This is a genomic window from Pseudomonas sp. COR18 (assembly GCF_048568395.1).
Taxonomy (GTDB): domain Bacteria; phylum Pseudomonadota; class Gammaproteobacteria; order Pseudomonadales; family Pseudomonadaceae; genus Aquipseudomonas; species Aquipseudomonas fuscovaginae_B.
In genome coordinates, this window is the sequence record NZ_CP183808.1 from 5,777,868 (window position 1) to 5,797,871 (window position 20,004).

20 protein-coding genes and 1 pseudogene are annotated in these 20,004 nt (G+C 64.3%); 17 read left to right on the forward strand and 4 right to left on the reverse strand.

The genetic code is table 11. The features are described from left to right. The first annotated feature begins 59 nt into the window (after positions 1 to 59). The 5 genes from phnN to ACM62G_RS26565 all read left to right on the forward strand — a co-directional run bounded on the left by phnN (position 60) and on the right by ACM62G_RS26565 (position 5,967). Positions 60 to 611, forward strand: coding sequence for a phosphonate metabolism protein/1,5-bisphosphokinase (PRPP-forming) PhnN (phnN, locus tag ACM62G_RS26545; protein ID WP_419735977.1), 552 nt, complete (start codon positions 60 to 62; stop codon positions 609 to 611). Between the two features lie 271 nt (positions 612 to 882). Continuing rightward, the gene (locus tag ACM62G_RS26550) at positions 883 to 1,542 is read left to right on the forward strand and encodes an ABC transporter ATP-binding protein (RefSeq protein WP_273820882.1); all 660 of its coding nucleotides are present in this window, start codon (positions 883 to 885) and stop codon (positions 1,540 to 1,542) included. Further along, complete coding sequence (locus ACM62G_RS26555) at positions 1,539 to 4,028, forward strand: ABC transporter permease (RefSeq protein ID WP_419735978.1); 2,490 nt, start codon at positions 1,539 to 1,541, stop codon at positions 4,026 to 4,028. The genes ACM62G_RS26550 and ACM62G_RS26555 overlap by 4 nt, the downstream gene beginning before the upstream one ends. Then, a complete protein-coding gene (locus tag ACM62G_RS26560; protein WP_419735979.1) occupies positions 4,018 to 5,097 on the forward strand; it encodes a lipocalin-like domain-containing protein in 1,080 nt (359 codons plus the stop codon). The genes ACM62G_RS26555 and ACM62G_RS26560 overlap by 11 nt, the downstream gene beginning before the upstream one ends. Before the next feature lie 78 nt (positions 5,098 to 5,175). Beyond that, positions 5,176 to 5,967 carry a class I SAM-dependent methyltransferase gene (locus tag ACM62G_RS26565; protein ID WP_273820879.1) on the forward strand — a complete coding sequence of 264 codons (792 nt, stop codon included), beginning with the start codon at positions 5,176 to 5,178 and terminating at the stop codon, positions 5,965 to 5,967. A 9-nt stretch (positions 5,968 to 5,976) separates the two neighbouring features. Here ACM62G_RS26565 and ACM62G_RS26570 read toward each other — a convergent pair whose 3' ends face one another. Then, positions 5,977 to 6,861: a helix-turn-helix domain-containing protein gene (locus ACM62G_RS26570; RefSeq protein ID WP_054059790.1), complete on the reverse strand. Its 885-nt coding sequence runs from the start codon at positions 6,859 to 6,861 to the stop codon at positions 5,977 to 5,979. Positions 6,862 to 7,141: 280 nt separating this feature from the next. Here ACM62G_RS26570 and ACM62G_RS26575 point away from each other — a divergent pair, with 280 nt between their 5' ends. From ACM62G_RS26575 to ACM62G_RS26630, 12 genes and pseudogenes are all read left to right on the forward strand, one after another. Beyond that, a complete protein-coding gene (locus ACM62G_RS26575; RefSeq protein ID WP_054059789.1) occupies positions 7,142 to 7,336 on the forward strand; it encodes a Flp family type IVb pilin in 195 nt (64 codons plus the stop codon). A 154-nt stretch (positions 7,337 to 7,490) separates the two neighbouring features. After that, on the forward strand, positions 7,491 to 7,685 hold the full coding sequence (locus tag ACM62G_RS26580) for a Flp family type IVb pilin (RefSeq protein WP_054059788.1): 195 nt from the start codon (positions 7,491 to 7,493) through the stop codon (positions 7,683 to 7,685). A 27-nt stretch (positions 7,686 to 7,712) separates the two neighbouring features. Further along, on the forward strand, positions 7,713 to 8,243 hold the full coding sequence (locus tag ACM62G_RS26585; protein ID WP_054059787.1) for an A24 family peptidase: 531 nt from the start codon (positions 7,713 to 7,715) through the stop codon (positions 8,241 to 8,243). 2 nt (positions 8,244 to 8,245) lie between these two features. Next, positions 8,246 to 9,574, forward strand: coding sequence for an AAA family ATPase (locus ACM62G_RS26590; protein WP_054059786.1), 1,329 nt, complete (start codon positions 8,246 to 8,248; stop codon positions 9,572 to 9,574). 15 nt (positions 9,575 to 9,589) lie between these two features. After that, a complete protein-coding gene (gene cpaB, locus ACM62G_RS26595; RefSeq protein WP_419735980.1) occupies positions 9,590 to 10,405 on the forward strand; it encodes a Flp pilus assembly protein CpaB in 816 nt (271 codons plus the stop codon). Between the two features lie 59 nt (positions 10,406 to 10,464). Then, positions 10,465 to 11,796, forward strand: coding sequence for a TadE/TadG family type IV pilus assembly protein (locus ACM62G_RS26600; protein WP_419735981.1), 1,332 nt, complete (start codon positions 10,465 to 10,467; stop codon positions 11,794 to 11,796). Positions 11,797 to 11,804: 8 nt separating this feature from the next. Next, positions 11,805 to 12,284, forward strand: coding sequence for a TadE/TadG family type IV pilus assembly protein (locus ACM62G_RS26605; RefSeq protein ID WP_054063247.1), 480 nt, complete (start codon positions 11,805 to 11,807; stop codon positions 12,282 to 12,284). Continuing rightward, complete coding sequence (locus ACM62G_RS26610) at positions 12,284 to 12,778, forward strand: TadE/TadG family type IV pilus assembly protein (RefSeq protein ID WP_419735982.1); 495 nt, start codon at positions 12,284 to 12,286, stop codon at positions 12,776 to 12,778. Before ACM62G_RS26605 ends, ACM62G_RS26610 begins: the two co-directional genes overlap by 1 nt. Then, positions 12,772 to 13,992 (forward strand): AAA family ATPase, encoded by a 1,221-nt coding sequence (locus ACM62G_RS26615; RefSeq protein ID WP_273820875.1) that lies wholly within the window; start codon positions 12,772 to 12,774, stop codon positions 13,990 to 13,992. The genes ACM62G_RS26610 and ACM62G_RS26615 overlap by 7 nt, the downstream gene beginning before the upstream one ends. A 3-nt stretch (positions 13,993 to 13,995) precedes the next feature. Further along, positions 13,996 to 15,432: a CpaF family protein gene (locus tag ACM62G_RS26620; protein ID WP_054059780.1), complete on the forward strand. Its 1,437-nt coding sequence runs from the start codon at positions 13,996 to 13,998 to the stop codon at positions 15,430 to 15,432. Positions 15,433 to 15,434: 2 nt separating this feature from the next. After that, a pseudogene (locus tag ACM62G_RS26625) lies at positions 15,435 to 16,420 on the forward strand (type II secretion system F family protein). Between the two features lie 29 nt (positions 16,421 to 16,449). Then, positions 16,450 to 17,418, forward strand: coding sequence for a type II secretion system F family protein (locus ACM62G_RS26630; protein WP_419735983.1), 969 nt, complete (start codon positions 16,450 to 16,452; stop codon positions 17,416 to 17,418). Between the two features lie 34 nt (positions 17,419 to 17,452). Here the strand turns inward: ACM62G_RS26630 and ACM62G_RS26635 are convergent, their stop codons facing one another. Genes ACM62G_RS26635 through ACM62G_RS26645 form a run of 3 tightly spaced genes read right to left on the reverse strand, consistent with a single transcriptional unit; the run spans position 17,453 to position 19,680 of the window. After that, positions 17,453 to 17,719, reverse strand: coding sequence for a DUF3613 domain-containing protein (locus ACM62G_RS26635; protein WP_054059777.1), 267 nt, complete (start codon positions 17,717 to 17,719; stop codon positions 17,453 to 17,455). Between the two features lie 15 nt (positions 17,720 to 17,734). Next, on the reverse strand, positions 17,735 to 18,442 hold the full coding sequence (locus ACM62G_RS26640; protein WP_273820873.1) for a tetratricopeptide repeat protein: 708 nt from the start codon (positions 18,440 to 18,442) through the stop codon (positions 17,735 to 17,737). After that, the gene (locus tag ACM62G_RS26645; RefSeq protein WP_054059775.1) at positions 18,439 to 19,680 is read right to left on the reverse strand and encodes a type II and III secretion system protein family protein; all 1,242 of its coding nucleotides are present in this window, start codon (positions 19,678 to 19,680) and stop codon (positions 18,439 to 18,441) included. Before ACM62G_RS26645 ends, ACM62G_RS26640 begins: the two co-directional genes overlap by 4 nt. Positions 19,681 to 20,004: the final 324 nt, after the last annotated feature.

Genomic DNA, 20,004 nt, shown 5'->3' on the forward strand with positions numbered 1-20,004 from the left:
GATTATTGATCCGGCCAGCCGCTGCTACAGGCCTGGCGACAAGTACAGAGGATGTGGTGATGGCGGGCAGGTTGATCTATCTCATCGGGCCTTCGGGCTCCGGCAAGGACAGTCTGCTCGATGCCGCCCGCGATGACCTGGCGCAGCATGGTTGCCGGATCGTGCGACGGGTCATTACCCGTTCCGTCGAGGCGGTGGGCGAAGCGGCCCACGGGGTCAGTGCCGAGCAGTTCGCGGCGATGCGCGAGCAGGGGGCCTTTGCCATGAGCTGGGAGGCCAACGGCCTGAGCTATGGCATTCCCGTTGAAATCGATCAATGGCTGGCTGATGGCCTGGACGTGCTGGTCAACGGCTCGCGCGGCTACCTGCCCCAGGCCCGCCAGCGTTATCCCGACCTGCTGGCGGTGTTGCTGACGGTGGACCAGGCGGTGTTGCGCGAGCGGCTGCTGGAGCGGCGTCGTGAGTCGCCGGCGGAGATCGAGGCACGGTTGGCGCGCAATGCGGCCTTTACCCTCGGAGCCGGAGACGACCCGTCGCTGGTGCTGCTGGACAACTCCGGGCCGATCCGCCAGACCGTGACCCGGCTGTTCGCCCTGATCGGCAAGGCGTGAACCCGCCGACGTCCCGGCAGGTGTTGTCTGAAGTCGAAGGGGGGCTGTCCGGCTGCCGTTCATTCCCGACAGCCGCCTGAGCGAGGGCGGCCGGGGCCGCAGCCTGCGGACCGCTGATGGTGGTGTGGGGGCGAGCGCCTGGAGGCGTTGCGAGCCAACTTCCCCGGTTGAACGCGCGTGCAAAATGGTTCGTGATGCCCTATAACGGCTGACATCGTAAAGCCTGGCCTGGCGTTTCGCCAGCCGGGCTTGTCTCGGGAAGAGGTTATCGATGTTGCGTATTCGCGGGTTGAGCAAGGCCTACGCCACGGCCCAGGGACCGCTGGCCGTGTTGCAGGGGGTGGATCTGGAACTGGAGCAGGGCGCGAGCCTGGCCCTGATGGGGGAGTCGGGCAGTGGCAAGAGCACCCTGTTGCATCTGGTGGCCGGCCTGGACCGCGCCGACAGCGGTTCGATCGAGGTCGGCGGGCGTGACCTCTGCCAATTGAGCGAAGTGCAACTGGCCAACTGGCGACGCCAGGACATCGGCCTGATCTTTCAGCAGTTCAACCTGATCCCCAGCCTGAGCGTGGCCGACAACCTGGCATTCCAGGCGCGCCTGGCCGGGCGCCATGATCGGCACTGGGAGAACCAGCTGATCGAGCGCCTGGGGCTTGGGCAGACCCTGTCGCGTTATCCCGAACAGCTCTCCGGAGGCCAGCAACAGCGGGTCGCCCTCGGCCGTGCCCTGGCGGCCCGACCACCGTTGATCCTGGCCGACGAACCCACCGGCAGTCTCGACGAGAGCACCAGCGACGAGGTGCTGGATGTGCTGCTGGAACTGCTCGCCGACAACGCCACCAGCCTGTTGATGGTCACCCACAGCGAACGCATGGCCAGCCGCCTGCAGCGTCGAGTGCGTCTGCACGGTGGCCGGCTGAGCGAGTCATGAGGACGTTCTACTGGGCCTTGCGCGCGCTGCTCAGTCACTGGTGGCGGCATCGCGTGCAACTGGCCAGCGTCCTCGCCGGGTTGTGGTTGGCCACGGCCTTGCTGATCGGTGTCCAGGCGCTCAACAGCCAGGCTCGGGACAGTTATGCGCGGGCCAGCCAACTGATCGGCGGTGCGGCGCCTTATCGCCTGGTCAGCCGCGATGGCGGGCATTTCGAGCAGCAGGTGTTCGTCCGGTTGCGTTTGGCCGGCTGGCCGGTCTCGCCATTGTTGCAGGGGCGTCTGGAACTGGATGATCCCGGCCGGCCGGGGCATGTCCAGCGCCTGCAGGTGTTGGGCATCGATCCGGTCAGTTTGCCGCGCGACAGCAGCCTGGCCGGTCAGGCCGTGGACAGCGAACCGTTGCTGGCCTTCATCGGCGTGCCGGGGCAGACCTGGGTGGCGGCCGATACCCTGCAGCGCCTGGGGCTGAAGGTCGGCGAGCGGCCACGCACGCCGCAAGGGTTGCTGCTGCCGCCTCTGGCCCTGCGCCCGCAACTGCCGCCCGGCCTGCTGCTGATGGATATCGGTGCCGCCCAGCAGTTGCTCGATGCCCCGGGGCAGTTGTCACAACTGTTGCTGGCGACCGACTTTGCACGCACCGATCCGCCGTTGCCGGGCGATTTGCGCCATCGCCTGCGTCTGCAGGCGCCGGGTGACGAGAGCGACCTGGCACACCTGACCGAGAGTTTCCATCTCAACCTCAGTGCCCTGGGTTTCCTGGCATTTATCGTCGGCTTGTTCATTGTCCATGGAGCGATCGGCCTCGCCTTGGAGCAGCGCCGCGGTCTGCTGCGCACCCTGCGTTCCTGTGGGGTCAGCGCCCGCTGCCTGTTGAGCGCGCTGGCGGTGGAACTGCTGGGATTTGCCCTGGTGGGTGGACTGCTCGGCGTGATCAGTGGTTACGGTCTGGCCAGCCTGCTGCTGCCGGATGTCGCCGCGAGCCTGCGGGGGCTCTATGGTGCCGAGGTGGCTGGCAGCCTGAACCTGCCGGCCAGCGATTGGCTGGCGGGGCTGGGGCTGTCCGTGGGCGGTGCCTTGCTGGCCGGCGCTGGCAGTGTCTGGCGGGCTGCGCGGCTACCGTTGCTGGCATTGGCCCAGGCTGAAGCCTGGCGGGCGGCCCAGGCCCGGCGGTTGCGCCAGCAGTTCTGGTTGGCCGTGTCGTTGGCGTTGCTGGTGCCGGCGTGCATCGTCTGGGGCAACAGCCTGGCCAGTGGCTTTGCCTTGATGGCGGCCTTGCTGATTGCCGCGGCGCTGTTGTTGCCGGTTTGCCTGAATGGGTTGCTGAGCGCCTGGCTGCCGGCCTGCCGTCGGCCCCTGAGTCAGTGGTTCATCGCCGACAGCCGCCAGCAGTTACCGGCGCTGAGCCTGGCGCTGATGGCCTTGCTGTTGGCTCTGGCCGCGAACATTGGTGTGGGCAGCATGACCTCGGGCTTTCGCCAGACCTTCAACGGCTGGCTCGACCAGCGCCTGTTCGCCCAGTTGTATATCACTACCCAGGACCCCGCTCAGAACGCGCAACTGGAACACTGGCTGGCGGCACGCAGCGATGTCCAGGCGGTATTGCCGGGTTGGGACGCCGAAATCAGTCTGCAGGGCTGGCCGACCCAGGTGCGCGGCATACCGGAGGTGCCGGCCTATCGGCAGCACTGGCCATTGCTGGCGTCGGTCGATGGGGCCTGGCCGCGGTGGCTGGCGGGCGAGGGGGTGATGGTCAGCGAGCAACTGGCGCGGCACCTGGGGCTCGAACTCGGTCGCTCATTGGTGCTGCCTACCCCGGTTGGCGACTGGTCGCTGCCGGTGCTCGGCATATACGCCGACTACGGCAATCCCAAGGGGCATCTGCTGCTGGAGGGGCGTGCGCTGCAGGCCCACTGGCCTGAACTGCGGCCAACCCGCTACAGCCTGCTGACCGCTGCCGACAGCGTGGCGCCGCTCAAGCAGGCGCTGCGGCAGACCTTTCATCTCGACGAGGCGCACCTGATCGACCAGGGCGAACTCAAGGATACGGCCGGCAAGGTCTTCGAGCGCACCTTCGCCGCGACCACGGCCCTCAACAGCCTGACCCTGGGGGTGGCCGGCGTCGCGCTGTTCATCAGCCTGCTGAGCTTGAGCGAAAGCCGCCTGGGGCAGTTGGCGCCGTTGTGGGCGCTGGGGGTTGGCCGTCGCCAACTGCTGCTGTTGAGCCTGGGGCAGACCCTGCTGCTGGGCTCGCTGACGCTGTTGCTGGCAATCCCGCTGGGGCTGGCATTGGCCTGGTGTCTGGTGGCGGTGGTGAACGTCCAGGCCTTCGGCTGGCGTCTGCCGATGATCGTCTTCCCCTGGCAACTGCTGCACCTGTCGCTGATGGCGCTGGTGGTGACCCTGGTGGCGGCCGCCTGGCCGTTGTGGAAGTTGTTGCGGGTCAGCCCGGTGGCCTTGTTGAGGACGTTTGCCAATGAACGCTAGGGGCTTGTTCGCGTTGCTGTTCGGCTTGCTGCTGGTCGGCTGCGATCAATCGCCGGCACCTGAAGTGCAAGGCTTCGCCGGTCTGGGCGCGAGCGCCAGCGATTTCGCCCAGGTCGTACCGGGGCAGACGCTGGAGTTTCCCCGCGACCACGGTGCGCATCGCGACTATCGCATCGAGTGGTGGTACATCACCGCCAACCTCAAGGATGCCGAGGGTCACCGCTATGGCGTGCAATGGACGTTGTTCCGCAGCGCCCTGCGGGTGCCCGGCGACCTGCAGGGCTGGAGCGAGCCCACCTTGTGGATGGGGCATGCAGCCCTGACCAGTGAGCAGGGGCATCACTATGCCCAGGCCTTGTCCCGGGCCGGGGTCGGTACCGCTGGCGTCGAGGCCGAGCCGCTGCATGCCTGGATCGACGACTGGCAACTGCGCAGCCTCTCACCGGCCAACCAGGGCCTGGGGCAGATGTTGCTGACGGCCCATGGCAGCGATTTCGGCTACCGCTTGCACCTCAGTAGCGATCGGCCGTTGGTGTTGCAGGGGGATCATGGCTATAGCCTGAAGTCCGGCAAGGGGCAGGCCTCGTGGTACTACAGCCAGCCGTATTTCCAGGTCAATGGCAGTCTGCAGGTCGACGGGCGTGAGGTCCAGATCAGCGGCCAGGCCTGGCTCGACCGCGAGTGGAGCAGCCAGCCGCTGGCAGCGGAGCAGTCCGGCTGGGACTGGTTTTCCCTGCACCTGGCCGATGGCTCGAAGGTCATGCTGTTCCAGGTGCGCCAGCAGGGCGGCGAGGCCTATCGGGCCGGGACCTGGATCGGTGCCGATGGCCAGGCGCAGGTGCTCCGGGGTGACGATATCCGGCTGACGCCCGGGCGGGCGGCCCGCGTCGCTGGCCGCCAGTTGCCGGTGGAGTGGCAATTGGAGATTCCGAGCAGGCAGTTACGCATCGAGACGAAGCCGTTACGGGACGATGCCTGGATGGGCACCACCTTTTCCTACTGGGAGGGGCCGATCAGCCTGAGTGGCAGCCAACAGGGCGTGGGGTATCTGGAGATGACCGGGTATTGAGGGCGCTTCCAGATGGCCTGGTTGATATTCGCCTGACCGCAGCGTGCCCGATAGAGGATGACTTAAAGGAGGACTGACATGAGCACCGAACCAATCCGCTTCAATGATGGTGCCTCGTACGAGCGGTACATGGGCAAGTGGAGCCAACTGGCGGGGGAGGCGTTCCTTGACTGGATAGCCCCGGCACCGGGCCAGCGCTGGCTGGACATCGGCTGTGGCAACGGGGCCTTCACCGAAATGCTGATCGGGCGCTGCGAGCCGGTGTCGGTGGATGGCGTGGATCCCTCCGAGGAACAACTGGCCTATGCACGTACACGACCGGCGCTGGGCTCCACCACGTTCCTGCTGGGTGATGCGATGGCGCTGCCCTACGACGAAGACGCGTTCGACATTGCGGTGATGCCGCTGGTGATTTTCTTCGTTCCCGAGCCGGCCAAGGGCGTTGCCGAGATGGCCAGGGTCGTGCGCCCTGGCGGCGTCGTTGCCGCCTATGCCTGGGATATGTACGGGGGCGGCTTCCCCTATGAGGCGCTGCTGTCGGAGATCCGCGGGCTGGGCATCGCGGTGCCGAAGCCACCCAGCCCCGAGGCTTCACGGATTGAGGACATGCGCCAGCTCTGGGGCGCGGCCGGCCTGCATGACATCGAGACACGCGCGATCGAGGTCAAGCGCACCTTCATCGATTTCGATGATTTCTGGGAAACTGCCCGGGGCGCGCCGAGTGTCGGTGCGACGCTCGCCAGAATGGCCGCCGAGGATCTGGCCCGGCTCAAGGCTCGGCTGCGTGAGCGCCTGCCGGCCGATGCGCAAGGCCGTATCACCTACGGCGCCCGGGCCAATGCGGTGAAGGGGCGGGTGCTGGGTTCGTGACCGCAAGTCTCAGCCTTCCATCGTCTCGGCCCCAAGCGTCTGCACCAGGCCTTCGAGCATTTCCGTGGTCGCAGGGTCCTGCGCCGGCTCGACCACGGCTCGTGCTCCGAACTGGCGCGTCAGGCGATATTCGCTCGGCGTGCAGTTGGCGAACTGCTTGAAGGCGCGGGCGAAGTAGGAAGGGTCCTTGAAGCCGGCCTCATAGCCGATGCTGGTAATGGGCATCTGGCTGTTGTCCAGCAGCTCCTTGGCGAAGTCCATGCGCTTGTTCAGGATGTAGTCGGTGAAGCCGAGCCCATAGGTTTCCTTGAACAGGCGGCTGAAGCGGAAGGTGGTCATACCGCAGCGCGTGGCCAGTTCCTTCTGGTCGATGCTGTCGCGAAAGTGCTGGTCGATGTACAGCAGGACATGGCTGAGCGCCTGGTGCTTCTGATGGTCCGCGGTCATCCGGATACTGCCCGGCAGGGTCGGCGAGTGGTCGATCCGTGGGGTCTTGCGCTGGTCGTTGACCGGGCGACGCAACTCGTGGAGCTGGAGCACCGCCGCCAGGTAGCGATTCCTTTCGGCGACGCTCAGGGGCAGCACCATGTATTCCCAGACACACGAACGCATGGCCCACACCGCCAGTTCCTCGGAGTGCTGCACGGTGAACATGGTGATCGGGATGGTGGGGGCGGCGTGCTTGATCTCCAGCAGCATCCTCAAGCCCGGTGTATCGGGACGATCGAAGTGGATGCAGATCATGTCGGGGTGCAGCTTGCCCGAGAAGGCCGACTCTTTTGCCAGTGTGCAGTCGCAGGCCTGCTCAAACTGCCTGATGAGTTCGGGGGTGCTTCGATCCCGGGTTCGATCGAACCACAGCAGTGATGGTTTTCTGGTCACCTTCGACGTCATGCGCTCTGCTCTGAGGTTCGTACGGCCATCCATTGAACAGTATTGCCAATGTGGCAGCGCCTTTTCAGATTGAATCTCGATAAAAAGAGCCGACCTCAGTGCCTGCTGTTCTATGTGGCGTCGGTGCCGTCTCATGCCTGCAAACGTCTGCCCGCAAAAAAGTCCTAGGGATACGCAAAATCCTCCTAACCCTCCTGCAAGTGCCCTGACTACTGTAGCCACAAGCAGTTTTAAAACAGCTGCTGCCCGGTCATAACAACAAGCGAATGAGGTGTACGAAATGACTCTTCAAACTATCAAGACTTCGATAATGAAGTTCGCCAAAGATGAAGATGGCCTGACCATTGTGGAATACGCAGTGGCCGGTGGCTTGATTACCGTGCTGGTGGCTGCAGCCTTCGTGCTTTTGGGTGGCGCCGTGAACACCAAGATCAGAGCGCTGTGCCAGGCCGTCAATAACAACGTTGCGTGCTGATTACCCCCGACTCTTTGCCGGGGTGGCGCAGTTGTTCGTGGAATAACCGGTGGTCACTTCTTATCGGGGAACCACCGGATAATTCGATGAACTTCGAGCGATCCCTGTCGATGCAAGTTGCGGGTTGCATGAATGCTCAAGTGAGGTGTGCAAAATGACACTGCAAACAATAAGAGCGGCGATACGCAAGTTCAGCGCGGATGAAAATGGCCTGACCATCGTCGAGTACGCGGTGGCCGGTGGCTTGATCACCGTCGCTGTGGCCACGGCGTTCACGCTGTTGGGTGGCGCGGTGAATACCAAGATCATGGCGCTGTGCCAGGCCGTGAATAACAACGTTGCGTGCTAACGACCCATCCCACCTGGGAGACGCGCCATGTCCACGGAACTGCTGTTTTCTACCGTTTTGCTGATAGGACTGCTTGGCGTGGCGGTGGTGAGCGACCTGCTTCGCCACCGTATTCCCAATACGCTGGTCCTGTTGGGACTGGCGCTGGGGCTGGTCGGTCAGTTTCATTCAGGGGGTATGAGCGGATTAGGCGATGGCCTGTTGAGCGTGCTGATCTGTTTTGCCCTGTTCATTCCCATGTATGCGGTGGGCGGCATGGCGGCCGGTGACGTCAAGTTGATGGCCATGGTCGGCAGTTTTCTTCCTTTCCATTATGCCTTGTGGGCGGCGTTGTTCAGCCTGATCGCTGGCGGCCTGTGCGGTTTTCTGATCGTGCTGATTCGCGGTCAGTTATTCAAGACCCTGGGACGCTACTGGCTGATCATGCGGGCGCAGGCCTATCTGGCGCCCACTGCGGATGAAGCGGCCGGCAAGCCTTTCCCTTATTCGATTGCCATATTGCTTGGCACGTTGAACACCCTCAGCTGGCAACTGTTTGCCAGCGGGTTGGGAGGTTAGTCATGCGCATCGTCGAGAGTGACCGTTATCACAGTGAACGAGAGGCGGTGCAGCGGCTCGCCCCCCAACCCTGCACGATCAGCGAGACAGGGCTGACGGATAGCTTTCTCGGTGACCTGGTCTGCAAGCATCTGCATGATGCCGGGGTGCTGGACATGCCGCGGCTGGTCGAACGCCTGGCGCTGACCGGTGCCGTGCTGGAAGAGGTGCTGGCGTTTCTGCGCAAGGATGGCCGCGTCGAGGTGCTGGGCCAGGCGGGCGGGCAAACCGGTGGGCAGTCGCTGCGTTACGGCCTGACCGAACGCGGTCGCAGTTCCGCTCGCGATGCCCTGTCGCGCAGTGGCTACATCGGTGCGGCACCGTTCCCGGTGAGCACCTATCGTTCGCTGCTCAAGCTGCAGACCATCCACCATGGCAAGATCGGCGCGCACGACATGCGCATGGCGCTCGATGGCGTGGTGCTCACCGAGCAGATGCTCGATCAGCTGGGGGTGGCGCTCAACTCCGGACGGGCGCTGATGATCTACGGCCCGGCCGGTACCGGCAAGACCTACGTCAGCAGCCGCCTGATTCGTCTGTTCGCCGATCCCATCTGGGTTCCCCAGGCCATCGCGATCAATGAATCGGTGGTGGAGATCTATGACCCGCAGGTGCACCAGCGCCTGGATGACGACAGTCAACTAAACAACCTGATGCTCAACAAGGGCATCGATCGTCGGCTGCTGCGCTGCAAGCGCCCGCTGGTCATCACCGGTGGCGAGTTGAGCATGGAGCAGCTGGATATCCGCTATGACCCCTTTACCCGCCAGTACCAGGCCGCCCTGCAGCTCAAGGCCAGCAATGGCCTGTTCATCATCGACGACATGGGCCGCCAGCGCATGACGCCCGCCGAGCTGTTCAACCGCTGGATCGTGCCGATGGAAGAGAAGCGCGACTTCCTCAACCTCGGTGGCGGACGCCATTGCGAACTGCCGTTCGACCTGATCCTGGTGTTCTCCACCAACCTCAATCCCCTGGAGTTGGCCGACGAGGCTTTCCTGCGACGGATTGGCTACAAGCTGCAATTCGGTTACCTGAAGCCCGACCAGTACGAGCAGATCTGGCAGCAGGAGTGCGAGCGCCTGGGCATTCGGCATGACCCGATGCTGGTGCGCTACGCACTGCAGAAACTCTACGCCCTCGAAGGCATGCCGCTGGTGCCTTGTCACCCCCGCGACCTGCTGAACATGGCCCTCGATCGCCAGCGTTACCAGGGCGGCGGCGGGCCGCTGTCGCCACAGGAACTGGATTGGGCCTGGCGCAACTACTTCGTCCAACTCGACTTTCTTTGAGTGGGAGATACACAAATGAGCTCTCGTACTGCAACCCTGATTGGTATTTCCCTGGTCATGGGCCTGGGTGCCGCGTGGATGGCCAACTCCTGGTTGAGCGCACGGCTCAATGCCAGCCCGGATGATCACCTGCGAAACGTGGTGGTCTCCACGGTCGAGATTCCGTTCGGACAGATGGTCGAGGCCCAGCAGGTCACGACCGTGCGCATGCCCACGGAGGCGATCCCCGACGACGCCCTGGACGCCACTGAAAAGGCGGTGGGCAAGATTGCCACGTTCGACATCCTGCGCGGTGACATCGTGCGCGGCGCCAGGTTGAGCGAGCACTTGGGCGGCAGCACCCTGGCCTCGCTGATCGCACCGGACAAGCGGGCCATTTCGGTTCGGGTGGACGACGTGGTCGGCGTCGGCGGGTTCCTGCTGCCCGGCAATCGGGTCGATGTGCTGGCCACCAAGCACACCGATGGCAACAGCAACAACGCGGTGTCCCGAACCATCCTCGAGAATCTGCGGGTGCTGGCGGTGGACCAGACCGCGGGGACCGACAAGACCCAGCCGGTGGTGGTGCGGGCGGTGACGCTGGAAATGACCGCCGCCGAGGCGGAAAGCCTGGTCACGGCCCAGACCGAGGGCAAGTTGCAGTTGGCCCTGCGCAATCCGCTGACCGTGGACAAGAAACCGGTCGCTGCGCCCGTGGCACCTGTCGAGCCGCCGGTCACCGTCGCCAGCGCCACGCCACCACCCAAGCCCGTCGTGCATCGCCGCAGCAGTGGCGGCGGCACCATCACCGTGATCCGTGGCATCGAGGCCCGGGTGGTCAACGTGCAGTGAACGAGCGCCCCACGGACCGTGGGGCGACCGATTCGGTAACGGCAAGTGAGGGACTGACGATGTGTCCTCGAATTCAACCACGGCTTGCCCTGACGCCCGGGTGCCAGCGCGGATCGGTGACCGTCCTGATGGTGATCGCCCTGACAGCGATCACCATGCTGGCAGCCCTGGCGCTGGACGGCGGGCACCTGCTGCTGAACAAGACCCGGCTGCAGAATGCGGTGGACGCCGCGGCCCTGAGTGGCGCCAAGACCCTCAGCCAGGTCAGCGGCGGCACCGGCATTGCCGCCACCACGCGGGCTGCCGCACTGAACACGCTGACGCTCAACGCCAATGCCAGCGGCAACACCGAGCTGGCGGCGGCCATCGGCGGCAATGCGGGAACCTTCGCGGTGGTGGAACTGGCCAACAGTGTCTACGGACCGTTTTCCTATCCCGGGCCTGCGGATGCCACCTATGTCCGGGTCACGGTACCGAGCTACAGCCTGACCGGCTTTTTCTGGAGTTTCGTCCAGACACTGGGCAGTGCCGGCCTGGGCAACAAGAAGGTGGTGGCGATGGCCACCGCCGGGCCGAGCCCCACCAGCCCCTGTGATCTGGCACCGTTGATGGTGTGCGGTGACCCCAGCCAGTACAACCCCGGCGCGGGCAACTTCTGGGGTTATCGTTTCGGTGACCTGCAGGATCTGAAAACCGGCTCGGGCACCTCATCGGCGATTGGTCCCGGCAACTTCCAACTGCTCGATTTCGGCTCGGGTGGCAGCGCGGTCAGGGAGGACCTTGCCGGCGGCGGCTCGGTCTGCCGCAGCGTCGGGCAGAATGTCACGACTTCGCCGGGCAACAAGGTCGGTCCGACTTCCCAGGGCCTGAATACCCGCTTCGGCGAGTACGCAGGCGGGATGAAGGCTTCGGACTATCCGCCCGACCTGGTGGTCAGCTACAGCACGCCGATGATCACCAACAATTCGGGCACCCTGCAGTACAACGGCCAGACCGTCACCTCGAGCAACGGCTCGCTCACCGCAGGCGGCCAGGCACTGCTGGACTACAACGACTGGCGGGCGAGCACGGCGGCCTGTGTCGGCGGCTCCGGCAGCGGCTGCCAGAGCGGCGGGGTCTTCGAGCGGCGGATGCTCAAGGTGGTGATTGGCGACTGCACCGGGAAAAACAACGGTGCCACCTCGATCCCGGTGCTGGGCTTTGGTTGCTATTTCGTCGTGCAGCCGGCCGGTGGCAGCGGGAGCACGTCGGAGATCTTCGGCCAGTTCGTGAGCGAGTGCGAAGGGGACAACGTACCGGGTCCCAATCCTTCGGCGGACAGCGGCCCGCTGATCATTCAGTTGTACAAGACCTATATCAATGGCAGCGGCACCCCGAGCAACGACTCGTAGGAGGCGTCATGGGACTTCATGCGTTCCGACAGCCCAGGCACCAGCAGGGCCTGGCCCTGATCGAGTTCACCCTGGTTCTGCCGCTGTTGCTGCTGTTGTTGCTGGCGCTGGGTGAATTCGGCCGGATGCTGTTCCAGTACAACACCCTGTTGCAGGCCAGCCGCGATGCCGGTCGTTACGTCGCCGGCCAGGCCTGGAACCCGACGCTGGGCACCGTCGTACTGAGCAGCTCGCTGCAGACCCAGACGCAGAACGTCGCCGTCTACGGTGTGCCGACCAATACCGGCAGTGCCGTGGTGTCGGGGCTGACCACCGCCAACGTGACCGTCAGTGCGCTGGGCAGCAACCATGTGCAGGTCACCATCAACTACACCTTCTGTCCGGTGATCGGTGGTGGTGCCTGCAGCGGCTCGCTCAGCGGGTTCTTCCCGACGCCGATTGCACTGAGCATTCCGCTGGTCGCAACCACTGTGATGAGGGTGCTGTGATGAATCGCAAACAGATGCGTGGGCTCTACACGGTGGAATTCGCCATTGTCGGCCTGCTGGTGTTCATCGTGTTGTTCGGCGTGCTGGAAATGGGCCGCCTGTACTTCACGGTCAATAGCCTCGATGAGTCGGTAAGGCGGGGTGCGCGCCTGGCGGCGGTGTGCAATATCAGCGACCCGGCCGTGCTGCAGCGGGCGATCTTCAATGCCGCGGGCAACACCGGCCCGAGCCCGCTGATCAGCAACCTGAACACCACGAACCTGGTGCTGAGCTACCTGGACGCCAGCGGCGCGGTAGTGGCCAATCCCAACGATACCACCAGCCCCACGGGATTCCGGGCCATTCGTTATGTCCGGGTGAGCCTGTCGGGCTACGTGTTCAACCTGTTCATTCCCGGCCTTGGCGTGGCCATTACCTTGCCCACCTTCAGGGCGATCCTGCCACGCGAAGCCCTTGGACATCACTCCGAATCGGGGGAGGTCACGCCATGCTGAACATCAAGGAAACCCCGTTGAACCTGGCGACCGGCAAGTCCGGGCTGCGCTTGCTGATCAGTAGCCGCGATGCCACGGCGTTGCGGGATCTGCAAGGCGTCTGCCAGCGCATACCCAGCCTGGAGGTGAGCACCCGCCTGGTGAGCAATGGGCATGTCGACCCGCTCTACGGTCTGGAGCGGATGCCCGACCTGCTGTTGTTGCGCGTCAGCCACCTGTGGCGCGAGGAACTGGCGGCTCTGCTCCAGCGCCCCGCCCATGAGCGCCCGCCGTTGCTGGTGTGCGGGTTGTTGAATGAGCAGGAGGCCATGCGTCTGGCGATGCAGGCCGGGGCCCGCGATGTGCTCCCGGAGCCGATCGCCGAGATGGAACTGGTCGCCGCCCTGAACCGTCTGGTGGCGGAGGCCCGCGCCAGCAGCGGGGCGCAAGGCAAGCTGATCGCCGTGATGAGCGCCAAGGGCGGCTCCGGCGGAACCCTGCTGGCCTGCAACCTGGCCCATCAACTGAGCCTCAAGGACAGCAGCACCCTGTTGCTGGACATGGACCTGCAATTCGGCAGCGTGGCGCATTACCTGGAGGTGGCGCAGTCGCACAGTCACCTGGAGGTGCTGCAGCAGGTCGACGGCATGGACAGCGTGGCCTTGCGCGGGTTCTGCAGCCATTTCAGTCCGACCCTGCACGTCCTGGGCGGTCGGCCCGGCGAGCTGTGCCTGGCCCAGGACGCCCAGCCGGAACAACTCGATACCTTGCTGCAACTGGCCCGTGCCAGCTACGACTGGGTGGTGGTCGACCTGCCGCGGCAGATCGACCACCTCACCGGGTCCGTGCTGGAGCAGGCGGACCGGGTGTACGTGGTGGTGCAACAGAGCGTCTGCCACCTGCGCGATGCCAGCTCCCTGATGCGGATTCTTCGCGAAGACCTGGGGGTGCGTGGCGACCAGTTGCAGGTGGTGGTCAATCGCTATGACAAGGCGGCGCCCGTCAGCCTCAAGGACATCGGCGAAGCCTTGCGCAGCGTGAACCTGGTGAAACTGCCCAACGACTTCGGCCTGGTCAACCAGAGCCAGAACTCTGGCGTGCCGTTGGGGCTGCAGGCACCGCGGGCGCCGATTACCGTCGCGATGCGCGAGATGACCGGGCAGTTGTACGGCAACCCGCTGGCCGGGAACAACGGCCTGTTCAAACGCGCCTTCAACCGTATCTTCAGGGGGTGAGCCATGATCAGCGAATTTCGTAACCGCTTGCGCAAACAGTCCGGCAAGCCCCTCGTGGCGCTGGCCGCCCAGCAGGGCGATGAGCCGCCGGTGCCCGCCGCGGAGCTGATGGCCTGGGAGCGCACGGCGCCGGAGATCCCCTACGAGACCCGTAGCCAGGTTACCCCGGTGGAGGCCGAATGGCGGGAGCGGATTTACCAGCAATTGCTCAAGGTCATGGACCTGTCGCTGCTCGACGCGCTGGAGCAGGCCGAAGCCGCGCGGCAGATCCGCGATATCTGCCAGCGTCTGCTGGATGAACATTCGGCGCCGGTCAGTTCGGTCAGTCGCCAGTTGATCATCAAGCAGATCACCGACGAGGTGCTCGGTCTCGGCCCGCTGGAGCCGCTGCTGGCGGACCACAGCGTGTCCGATATCCTGGTCAATGGCCATGCCTCGGTGTATGTCGAGCGTTTCGGCAAACTGCAGAAGACCGATGTGCGCTTTCGCGACGATCAGCATCTGCTGAACATCATCGATCGCATCGTGTCCAGCCTGGGGCGGCGTATCGACGAGTCCTCGCCATTGGTCGACGCCCGGCTCAAGGATGGCTCGCGGGTCAACGCGATCATCCCGCCGCTGGCCATCGACGGGCCGAGCATGTCGATCCGTCGATTTGCCGTGGACCTGCTCAACACCGACAGCCTGATCCAGGTAGGAACCCTGACCCCGGCCATCGCGCTGCTGCTCAAGGCGATCGTGCGCGGTCGCCTGAACGTACTGATTTCCGGCGGTACCGGCAGCGGCAAGACGACCCTGCTCAACGTGCTGTCCAGCTACATCCCGCTGAACGAGCGGATCGTCACCATCGAGGACTCGGCCGAGCTGCAACTGCAGCAGCCCCATGTGGTACGCCTGGAGACCCGCCCCTCCAACATCGAGGGGCGTGGCGAGGTGAGCCAGCGTGAGCTGGTGCGCAACAGCCTGCGGATGCGCCCGGACCGTATCGTCATCGGCGAAGTCCGAGGCGTCGAGGCGCTGGACATGCTCACGGCCATGAACACCGGCCATGACGGTTCCCTGACCACCATCCATGCCAATACCGCGCGCGATGCGCTGGGGCGCGTCGAGAACATGGTGTCGATGACCGGTGCCACCTTCCCGATCAAGGCCATGCGCCAGCAGATCGCCTCGGCCATCGATGTGGTGATCCAGCTCGAGCGCCAGGAGGACGGCAAGCGTCGCCTGGTCAGCGTACAGGAGATCAACGGCATGGAGGGCGAGATCATCACCATGAGCGAGATTTTCTCGTTTGCCCGCAGTGGCGTGGGTGAAAACGGCGAAGTGCAGGGCGATTATCGCCCCAGCGGGATGATCCCGGCCTTTCGCGAGGTACTGGCCAAGCGCGGTATCGAGTTGCCACTCTCGCTGTTCCGCCCCGAGTGGATGGAGGGACGCTAGTCATGAATCACATCTCCGGCGAATTCATTCTGATCTTCCTGGGCATGGTGTTCATCGCCGCCTTCCTGCTGGCCCAGAGCGTGGTGGTGCCGGTGTTCGGCGAGGCGAGCAGGATGCGCAAGCGCATTCGCGGTCGCCTGCATGTGCTGGAGAAGGCCAACAACCTGCCGAACATGCAGACCGTGCTGCGGCAGAAATACCTGACGCGCCTGTCGCCCCTGGAGGCCGCGCTCGAACAACTGCCGTTCATGGCGGACCTGACGCAACTGATCGAGCAGTCCGGGCATGAATACCGCGCCTATCGGGTGCTGTTGCTCGGAGTCGCCATGGGCGCAGCGGCCGGGGCCCTGGCGCTGATGATGGGCGCCTCCGGGTGGGTGGCGCTGCTGGCGGCCCTGATGGTCGCCTGGTTGCCGCTGCTGAAAATCTTCAGGGACCGCAACCGGCGATTTGCCGACTTCGAGGTGGGCCTGCCCGATGCCCTGGATGCCATGTGCCGCGCGTTGCGCGCCGGGCACCCGTTCAACGACACCCTGCGGCTGGTCTCCGAGGACCAGAAGGGGCCGGTGGCCCATGAGTTCGGCCTGACCTTCGCCGATATCAACTATGGCAATGACGTGCGCCGGGCCATGCTCGGCCTGTTGGAGCGCATGCCGAGCATGACGGTGATGATGCTGGTGACGTCGATCCTCATCCATCGCGAGACCGGCGGCAACCTGACCGAGGTGCTGGAGCGCCTGAGCCGGCTGATTCGCGGACGCTTCCGCTTTCAGCGCAAGATCAAGACCCTGTCGGCCGAAGGGCGCATGTCGGCCTGGGTGCTGGTTTCCATTCCCTTCGTGCTGGCGGCGGTGATCCTGGTCACCACCCCAGCTACCTGCCGGTGCTGATCAATGATCCGGTCGGCCACAAGATGATCATCGGCGCCTTCTGCGCCATGTTGGTCGGGATTTTCTGGATACGCAAAATCATCCGTATTCAGGTTTAGGCGGTTTTCACCCTGTGGAGGGGCGAGTCATGGACTATCTGCTCGGGTTGTTCAGTCGGGTGACGGAGAATGAGGCGCTGGCTCGCCTGTTGTTCGTCAGCGCGATCGGTTTGAGCACGGTGCTGGCGGTGGTCACCGTCATCCTGTTGCTGATGGGGCTGCAGGATCCGATGCAGCGTCGCCTGGCCTCGATCAAGCGCGGACATATCGGCGGCACGGTGGGAGCAGAGGTGCCGGGTGGCCTGCAGGTGCTCCTGGAGCGGGTGGGGCAGCAGTTCGGTTCGACCGAGACGGCGCAGGCGTCCGCCACCCAACTGCTGTTGATCCACGCCGGGTATCGCTCGTCTTCAGCGGTGCAGGTGTACTGGGCGGTGCGCTTGCTGCTGCCCTTGCTGCTGCTGGGGCTCGGGGTGCTGGTGTTGCCGCTGGTGCCCAGGCTTTCCCTGGCCCTTGGTTTGCTGTTGCTGACCCTGGTGGCGGGTGTCGCCTGGCTGCTGCCGGCATTGTACGTCGGCAAGCGCAAGCAACGGCGGCAATGGCGTTTGCGGGCGGCCTTTCCCGATGCGCTGGACCTGATGGTGGTCTGCGTGGAGTCGGGGCTGGCCCTGCCGACGACCATCGAGCGGGTGGCTGAGGAAATGGCGGTCAGCCAGGTCGAGCTGGCCGAGGAACTGGCGCTGGTCAATGCGCAGATCCGTGCCGGGGTCAGCAACACCGAGGCGCTCAAGCAACTGGCGGTGCGTACCGGGCTGGAGGATGTGCAGGGGTTGGTCAGTCTGCTGGCGCAGAGCATTCGTTTCGGTACCAGCGTGGCCGAAACCCTGCGCATCTATGCCGACGAGTTCCGTGACCGGCGTACCCAGGCGGCCGAGGAGGCAGGCGCGAAAATCGGTACCAAGCTGATCTTCCCGCTGATTTTCTGCCTGTGGCCGAGCTTCTTCCTGATTGCGATCGGCCCGGCCATGATCGGGGTGTTCCAGGCCTTCGGCAGTCCATGATCGCCGAACGCCGATCCATGACACCGGCGCTGGCTCATTTGCCGCTGACGCTGCCCGATTCCTTCTGCTGGTAACGCTCGGGGATGGGATAGTTGAAACTGTTGAGCCAGCGTTGCATGGCCAGGTCGCGTTCGGCGGCCGAGGCGGTCTGCAGTTGAGGAGAGGCCACCACACCGCGAATCTGCAGTTGCAGCCAGCGTTCGGTGTCCTGCTGCTGCTCTGACGAGGGGCCCGGGTCAATCGCCCAGGCGCTCGTGGACAGGCAGGCCAGGGACACCATCAACAACCTCTTGGTATTCATCTCGACTCCTCGTCTCTACTTGATCTCACTGCCGGGAGCGGCATCGGCGCCCGGGCGCGCGCCCTCGACAGCCGCTACGTTCCGAGCCTGGGCCTTGAGTTTCGCCGCCCGGGATTGCGCCTCGGTGACCTGTTTCGGGCTCAGGTTGGAACGGCTCGCCAGCTCCGCGGCCTGCTTCCAGTTATCCTGATAGATCAACAGTGTCACCAGGTTGAAGGCGGCCAGCGAGTCTGACTGCTTGAGCTCCAGGGCGGTCAGAAACTCGAAGCGTGCATCGTTGATCCGCCGTTGGTTGAGGTAGACGACCCCCAGGTCATTGCGGATCTTTTCATCGGTGGGCGCCATCCTCGCGGCCCGTTCAAGATGGTCCAGGGCAGTGGCATTATCGTTTCGGGCCGCCGCCAACTGACCCAGGCCATGCTCGCCTTCGGCCGCCAGGCAAGTGCCGAGCAGCCCCTTGTACAAGGGTTCGGCGTCGCTGCGGCCGAGCATGCGCAGTATGCGAGCCTTGCGCAGGCGAACCTGGACCAGGTCGTCGGGCAGGCCTTCCAGGTTCGCCAGGCTGGCATACAGGCGGCCATCGTTGATCATTTCGTCGGCCAGGTTCAGGGTCAACTGCTGATCCGAAGGGGGAGGCGTGCAGCTGGCCGGTCGGGAAGACAGGGTATTGCTGGCACAGCCCGTGAGCAGCACCGTTGCCGCCAGCGCCATCACCGTTTTCATTGCGAAAGCCCCATGCGATTGTCGAAGTCACCGCTCTCGAGGAAGTACATGCGGTAGAAGTTCGGGTCGTAATTGCGCAGTTGCTCGCCAGGCAGCGAGGGCAGCTTGGCGTTGGCCGCCAGGGGTTGAACCAGGTGCGGCGTGACGATCATCAGCAGTTCGCGTTCGTCACGGTTGAGCGTGTTGTTGCGGAAGAATGCGCCAAGCACGGGAATGTCGCCCAGCCCCGGAAACTTGTTCACCTGGGCGGTGTTGCGGCTGCTGATCAGGCCGCTGACGACGAAGCTTTCGCCATCGGCCAGGGAAATGCTGGTGTCGGTACGGCGCACGGTCAGCGCCGGGACCACGATGCCGGAGATCTGCACGCCATTGGAGTAGTCCAGCTCGCTGACTTCGGGGGCGACTTTCAGGGTAATGCGACCGCTGCCGATGATGGTCGGGGTCAGGGTCAGGCGGACACCGAATTCCTTGTACTCGATGGAGATGGTATCGCTGCCCGAACTGGGTACCGGAATCGGCACTTCACCCCCGGCCAGGAAGCTCGCACTCTGGCCGCTGAGGGCCACCAGGCTCGGGCGTGCGAGGGTATAGGCGAAACCGCTGCCCTCCAGGGAGTTGATCAGCCCCAGCACATTGCCGCCGCCAATGCCGATATTGAACGAGTCGTTGTTGAGGGGGATGTTGGGCGCCAGGCGGCCAATCTGGCCGGGCGTCACCGTCACGCCGGGCACTGTGCCCGGCGAACCGAACAGGAAATTGCCGCTCTTGCCGAAGATCGAGGTACTGGCCTCCTTGAGTTTGCTGCGGCTGACTTCGACGAAGCGAATATCGGTCTGCACCTGGCTCGGCAGCAGCGGGTCTTCGGAAGGGACCGTCGAGACGCTGGTCAGCGCCGCGGTGGCCTTGCCCTTGACGAACACCATGCTTTGGCGTGGCGTCGGCGAGCAGGCGGTCCAGACCATCAGGCTGGTGGCGCCTGGAGCCATGCCGGTGAGAATGAAGGCACTGCCGCCGCTGGTTTGTACATCGGCGATCTTCGGGTCGCCCACGGCCAGTTGCGTAATGGGCACCGGCATCCGCAGTTCATCCTGAAGCCCCTGGCCCACCTCGAACACGGTGGGCAAACTGGCCAGTTGCGAACAGTTTCCCGCCGCGGCCTGGGCCGCTTCCATCCCCAGGCCCATCCATAACAGGCCTTGAACAATTGTCCTGAAAGCAGGCACGGTACGATAAATCATGATAGGTACACCCTCGCCGAACAGGCCGTCCGTGGGCTGACTGGGTTACCCCAGAACTGCCCCCCCACACTAACCACCAATGACGCCAGCAATATCCTCGATACCGCGCACGATCAGGGGAACAGGTCTGACTGATTCGCCGACTGATCGTTGAAAACAACTTGGGGTGATACAAGCCGGAATGGCTCGGTCCTTGTGTGAAAAGGTAGTTCAATCAAAGCAAAGCGCCATGATCGAAAGGAAAAACTTTCACTGCGCGAGGAGGGTGCTTGGCCCATTGATCCGGGACAGATCAGGGGCCTTGGCTACTTCGAGAGGAACTTG

Coding starts and splice junctions, on each gene's coding strand:
- phnN (WP_419735977.1), top strand. CDS start 60: ATGGCGGGCAGGTTGATCTATCTCATCGGGCCTTCGGGCTCCGGCAAG.
- ACM62G_RS26550 (WP_273820882.1), top strand. CDS start 883: ATGTTGCGTATTCGCGGGTTGAGCAAGGCCTACGCCACGGCCCAGGGA.
- ACM62G_RS26555 (WP_419735978.1), top strand. CDS start 1,539: ATGAGGACGTTCTACTGGGCCTTGCGCGCGCTGCTCAGTCACTGGTGG.
- ACM62G_RS26560 (WP_419735979.1), top strand. CDS start 4,018: ATGAACGCTAGGGGCTTGTTCGCGTTGCTGTTCGGCTTGCTGCTGGTC.
- ACM62G_RS26565 (WP_273820879.1), top strand. CDS start 5,176: ATGAGCACCGAACCAATCCGCTTCAATGATGGTGCCTCGTACGAGCGG.
- ACM62G_RS26570 (WP_054059790.1), bottom strand. CDS start 6,861: ATGACGTCGAAGGTGACCAGAAAACCATCACTGCTGTGGTTCGATCGA.
- ACM62G_RS26575 (WP_054059789.1), top strand. CDS start 7,142: ATGACTCTTCAAACTATCAAGACTTCGATAATGAAGTTCGCCAAAGAT.
- ACM62G_RS26580 (WP_054059788.1), top strand. CDS start 7,491: ATGACACTGCAAACAATAAGAGCGGCGATACGCAAGTTCAGCGCGGAT.
- ACM62G_RS26585 (WP_054059787.1), top strand. CDS start 7,713: ATGTCCACGGAACTGCTGTTTTCTACCGTTTTGCTGATAGGACTGCTT.
- ACM62G_RS26590 (WP_054059786.1), top strand. CDS start 8,246: ATGCGCATCGTCGAGAGTGACCGTTATCACAGTGAACGAGAGGCGGTG.
- cpaB (WP_419735980.1), top strand. CDS start 9,590: ATGAGCTCTCGTACTGCAACCCTGATTGGTATTTCCCTGGTCATGGGC.
- ACM62G_RS26600 (WP_419735981.1), top strand. CDS start 10,465: ATGTGTCCTCGAATTCAACCACGGCTTGCCCTGACGCCCGGGTGCCAG.
- ACM62G_RS26605 (WP_054063247.1), top strand. CDS start 11,805: ATGGGACTTCATGCGTTCCGACAGCCCAGGCACCAGCAGGGCCTGGCC.
- ACM62G_RS26610 (WP_419735982.1), top strand. CDS start 12,284: ATGAATCGCAAACAGATGCGTGGGCTCTACACGGTGGAATTCGCCATT.
- ACM62G_RS26615 (WP_273820875.1), top strand. CDS start 12,772: ATGCTGAACATCAAGGAAACCCCGTTGAACCTGGCGACCGGCAAGTCC.
- ACM62G_RS26620 (WP_054059780.1), top strand. CDS start 13,996: ATGATCAGCGAATTTCGTAACCGCTTGCGCAAACAGTCCGGCAAGCCC.
- ACM62G_RS26630 (WP_419735983.1), top strand. CDS start 16,450: ATGGACTATCTGCTCGGGTTGTTCAGTCGGGTGACGGAGAATGAGGCG.
- ACM62G_RS26635 (WP_054059777.1), bottom strand. CDS start 17,719: ATGAATACCAAGAGGTTGTTGATGGTGTCCCTGGCCTGCCTGTCCACG.
- ACM62G_RS26640 (WP_273820873.1), bottom strand. CDS start 18,442: ATGAAAACGGTGATGGCGCTGGCGGCAACGGTGCTGCTCACGGGCTGT.
- ACM62G_RS26645 (WP_054059775.1), bottom strand. CDS start 19,680: ATGATTTATCGTACCGTGCCTGCTTTCAGGACAATTGTTCAAGGCCTG.